Raw genomic sequence first — 3,862 nt, 5'->3', positions numbered from 1 at the left:
GAGAGTGCTTGACCCAAGGGAGAGCCACTTCGGGTCTGTCTATTCGGGACCCCGACCCCGAAGGCAGAACAAAGACACGGCGGGGCGGGCCGGGCCCTGGGGGATCCGGCCTGCCCCCGTGGCACAGCGCAGCAAGTGGGTAGATCTTTACCCTGCCGCCAGGCGCCTGGACTTACGACGCGCTGCGCCGATGGGCGCCAGGCACTGTCCCCTCTGAAAGACAAAGGCCCCTCCCGGCATGCGCGGGAGAGGCCTTCAGCACGCTCGGGCGCTGAGCGCTTTACTGAGGCAAGAGCCCTCTGCGTCCGCCTTCCCTGGCACTCAGCTCCTGGGCGGCCAGGATGAGCTTGGCCCGGCCTGGCACCGCCAGCTTGAAGTAGATCTTCTTCAGGTGCGTCTTCACCGTGTTCACCGAGCGGCCCAGTTGCTCAGCGATCGACTGATTGTCAACGCCTCTCAGCATCCACTCCACCACCCGCATCTCCTGCGGGGTGAGCTTCTGCTGCCACTCCCGGGGAGGCGGCACCATCACCAGGTGCGGCACCTCCTGCAGGAGCAGCGCCCAGGGCCGCTGCCCCTCCTGTTCTGGCAACGGGACGAACGTCACCTTCAGGCTTCGATCGGGCCCCGGACGCTCCCAGAGGTCCTGCCCGAAGAAGATGAGCCCTCCCGCGGCCTGGAGCAGGGCGAGCCGCTCCCACAACACCGAGGGCAAGCCCCGGCGGCCCAGCTCCACGGGCGCGAACCACTTCTGCACCAGCGCGGTGGAGTGAGCCGTGCGCATCAGCTCCTTTCCTGGAGGGACGAGCACGATGCTTTCGATGCCTTCATGGTGGAAGAGCGCGTCCAGGAGCTGGCCTTGCTCACTCACCTCAGCGAGCGTCCTGCAGTTGCGGACGGTGCTCGCCAGCACCGGCGTCAGGCGTTGCAAGAGCTGCCTCTCATCCTCGGAGAAGGGCCGCCGCTTGCTCTCCCTGTAGAGCGTGAAGCCTCCATGCCACTCACTCTTCACGTCCAGCAGCACCGCCATCACGTACTCCAGGGGCATCTTCAGCTCGCGGCAATGCCTGTACAGCGAGCTCTGCCTCAGCGCCTCGCGCGACAGCATCTCCGAGTCACGCAAGACCCTATTTGGCTTCCTCATCACCGCGCGGCGCACGAAGTCCTCGCCGGCCAGCTCGGGATAGCGATCAAAGAACGCTCTGGGCATCTTCGCCACGGCCCAGTCATAAGCGGCGGGCTGTCCCGGCTTGGACACGCAGATCGCCGCGTAATCCGCCACCAGCAGCTGTGACATGACCTGATAGGAGCCAGAGAGCACCTGGTTGAGGTCCAGCGAGCTGGTGAGTGCCTCCATCAGCTCGAGGAGCCTCCGCTCACGCAAACCTCCCATGACAGCTCCTCCTCGCAGGCGCACACCCCCCGCCTGGACATGCCTCTTGCAGGCTTTTAGCACACCAAGGCCCGGCCGAGCCTCACCCGTATGGGTGAGAGGCTCCCGCCTCCGCGTGCGGTACCGTCCTGGATTGCCTCGCTGTCTGGAGGCGTGCCGGAGCAGCACCCGGGCAGCGGGCCGGGTTCGGGGGGAGCCCGGCCCGCTGCCTTGCATTGACGCGAGGAGCTTCACGGCTACCCTTCTCACGAGCACCTTCTCTACTATGGAGCCGTGAGCCTCTCCTCGATTGTCGGGTCCCTGAAGTCCCGCCTCCTCCTCCGCTCTACCCTCGTCTCCGGGTTGCTGGTGTTCACCTGGGGGACTGGAGCCCTGGCCGCGGAGACTCCTGCTCCCAGCGCGAAGCCAGCGCCCACCCAAGCCTCGCTGGAAGAGGCCGTCGCGAAGCTCCGCAAGGTTGGCAAGTCCACCACTGCCACCCAGCTGCTGGCCGCGGTCGACAAGGCCAAGGCGGAGCGCCAGAAGCTGGGCCGAGGCCGTGTCGTGGTGGGCCACCTCTCCCTCCAGGGCGGCACCGGCCGCCTGGACCCGCTCACCAGCCAGGTGTCTCTGGTGAGCGACGGCTGGTTCGTGACGCTGGCCGAGGATCTGCGCCGTCCCATCGCCTTGCGCCTGCATGGCTACGAGGCAGTGGACATTCCCCTCACGGGCCTGCCGGACCTTGAAGTCCTTCATGTGGGAGACATCCCCCTGAGCCCGGTGTCCCCCATGAAGATCGGCGTCGTGCACGGGCGGGTGGTGGCCGCGGATCCGAAGGCTCGCATCCAGGTGTATGCCTTCATCGTGCCAGGAGAACCCAACAGTCTCACCGGCAAGGTGAGTGGGGACAGGCCCGCGGCGCGGCTGGAGGTGAAGCGGGAGAAGGATGGGAGCTTCCAGCTCGGAGGCCTCTCGCCTCCCCCGGCCCGGTACGAGCTCTGGTTCAAGGCTCCCGGGCACGCGCCCCAGAGCCGGGTCTTCAACTCCCTCCCGGGCGGGAGGAAGAACCTCGGGGAGATCCGCCTGGAGAAGCCGACCCGGCTGCGCGTCCGGTACATCGTGTCCTCGACGCCTCCTCCCTTTCAGAACGCGACGGTGCGGCAGGCCGTCGTGCAGCTGGGACAGTCCTTCAAGGCCGATCCGGCGATGCAGGGCGTGACGTTCTCCTACGAGCAACGCCCCCATGGAGAGCGGCTGCGGTTTCCTCAGCAGCCTGCCCGGCTCGCCGCGCTCGGCAAAGGGAAGCCGGAGGACTACAGCTCCGTGAACCCGAGCACGTTGAAGCTCGCCGCCGTCTTCGAGGCGGGCTTCGAGCCCGGCCAGCTCTACCTGCTGGAGCACCACGCCGCGGGCCAGTGGGTCCTCTTCGTGCTCGAGCCCGACACCGGCGACGCGAAGTAGGCTCAGCGTCCGCCGCTGCCCACCACCGCCCGCCACGCACGGGCCAGCGCCGCGCGGCTACTCGAGCGACTCGAAGGTGATCTTCGTCCCCTTGGGGCGAACGAAGAACTTGTGGACGATGAGGTCAGGATGGGCCTTGCGCAGCTCCTCGGCGGCGGCCTCGAGGTCCTTGAGCTGTTGCTCGGCGATGAACTCCGCGCCCAGGGCACCGTGGCGGTTCTGGTAGTAGCCGCAGCCCGCGTGCGCCAGCAACAGCACCTCCTGGATATGGTGGCCCTGGATGAGGAAGTTTGCCGCGCGGGTGATCATGTCGCTCTCCATGTAGTCCGCGGACCAGCGGTTGAGCAGCCCGGGTCCTCCGGGGAAGGTGAGCGTGTCGATGCGCTCGTGTCCCAGGTGGTGCGACAGCTCCTCCACCGCTTCCGTGAAGCGCCCATCCGAGCAATAGATGGCGAGGACGTGAGGATGGCCGGGCTCGTAGGGGACCTTGGAGACGAAGGGCTTGGACATGGGGGGCGAGCCTAGGCTCGCGCGCTGCTCTGCCCAAGAGGCAGGCAACCAACCGAGACGGACTTGGGGTTTGCATGCCCAGGTAGGTGCACTGAGCACCCCTTCGGCCCCACCTTTCCTGCATCCTTGGATATGGACTCCGCTGCCTCCATGGCCTCGCTGGCCGATGCGCCCTTCTCCTTCAGCCGCTCGCAGAAGGCCTTCACCCTGCTGGGCGCGCTGCTGGGACTGCTGCTGGCCGCGCTGGACCAGACCATCGTTGCCACCGCCGGGCCCGCCATCCAGGTCGATCTGGCGATCCCGGCCTCGCTCTATCCGTGGCTCACCACTTCGTACCTGGTGGCCTCCACGACGATGGTGCCGCTGTGGGGCAAGCTGTCGGATGTGTTCGGGCGCAGGGGGATCCTCGTCGCCGGCATCCTCATCTTCCTGGGGGGCAGCTTCCTGTGCGGTGTGGCGTGGGGGACGGTGCCGCTCATCCTCTTCCGAGCGGTGCAAGGGCTGGGCAGCGCGGCGCTC

Annotated in this window: 4 protein-coding genes; 2 read left to right on the top strand and 2 right to left on the bottom strand. The window is 67.2% G+C overall.

The window, feature by feature from the left end; genetic code table 11:
• Positions 1 to 280: 280 nt before the first annotated feature.
• Positions 281 to 1,393 (bottom strand): LuxR C-terminal-related transcriptional regulator, encoded by a 1,113-nt coding sequence (locus VD972_RS07400; RefSeq protein ID WP_324982846.1) that lies wholly within the window; start codon positions 1,391 to 1,393, stop codon positions 281 to 283.
• A gap of 273 nt (positions 1,394 to 1,666) precedes the next feature.
• Between VD972_RS07400 and VD972_RS07395 the strand changes: the two genes are divergently transcribed.
• Positions 1,667 to 2,833: a hypothetical protein gene (locus VD972_RS07395; protein ID WP_324982843.1), complete on the top strand. Its 1,167-nt coding sequence runs from the start codon at positions 1,667 to 1,669 to the stop codon at positions 2,831 to 2,833.
• A gap of 57 nt (positions 2,834 to 2,890) precedes the next feature.
• Here the strand turns inward: VD972_RS07395 and VD972_RS07390 are convergent, their stop codons facing one another.
• Positions 2,891 to 3,343, bottom strand: a complete 453-nt coding sequence (locus VD972_RS07390; protein WP_324982841.1) for a carbonic anhydrase — start codon at positions 3,341 to 3,343, stop codon at positions 2,891 to 2,893.
• Between the two features lie 132 nt (positions 3,344 to 3,475).
• Here VD972_RS07390 and VD972_RS07385 point away from each other — a divergent pair.
• A partial coding sequence (locus tag VD972_RS07385) for an MFS transporter (protein ID WP_324982838.1) occupies positions 3,476 to 3,862 on the top strand: 387 nt, incomplete at its 3' end.

It is taken from the genome of Hyalangium sp., from assembly GCF_035629615.1.
Lineage (GTDB): Bacteria > Myxococcota > Myxococcia > Myxococcales > Myxococcaceae > Hyalangium.
Note: the sequence above shows the minus strand (reverse complement) of the source record. Positions and strands in the feature narration are given on the sequence as shown.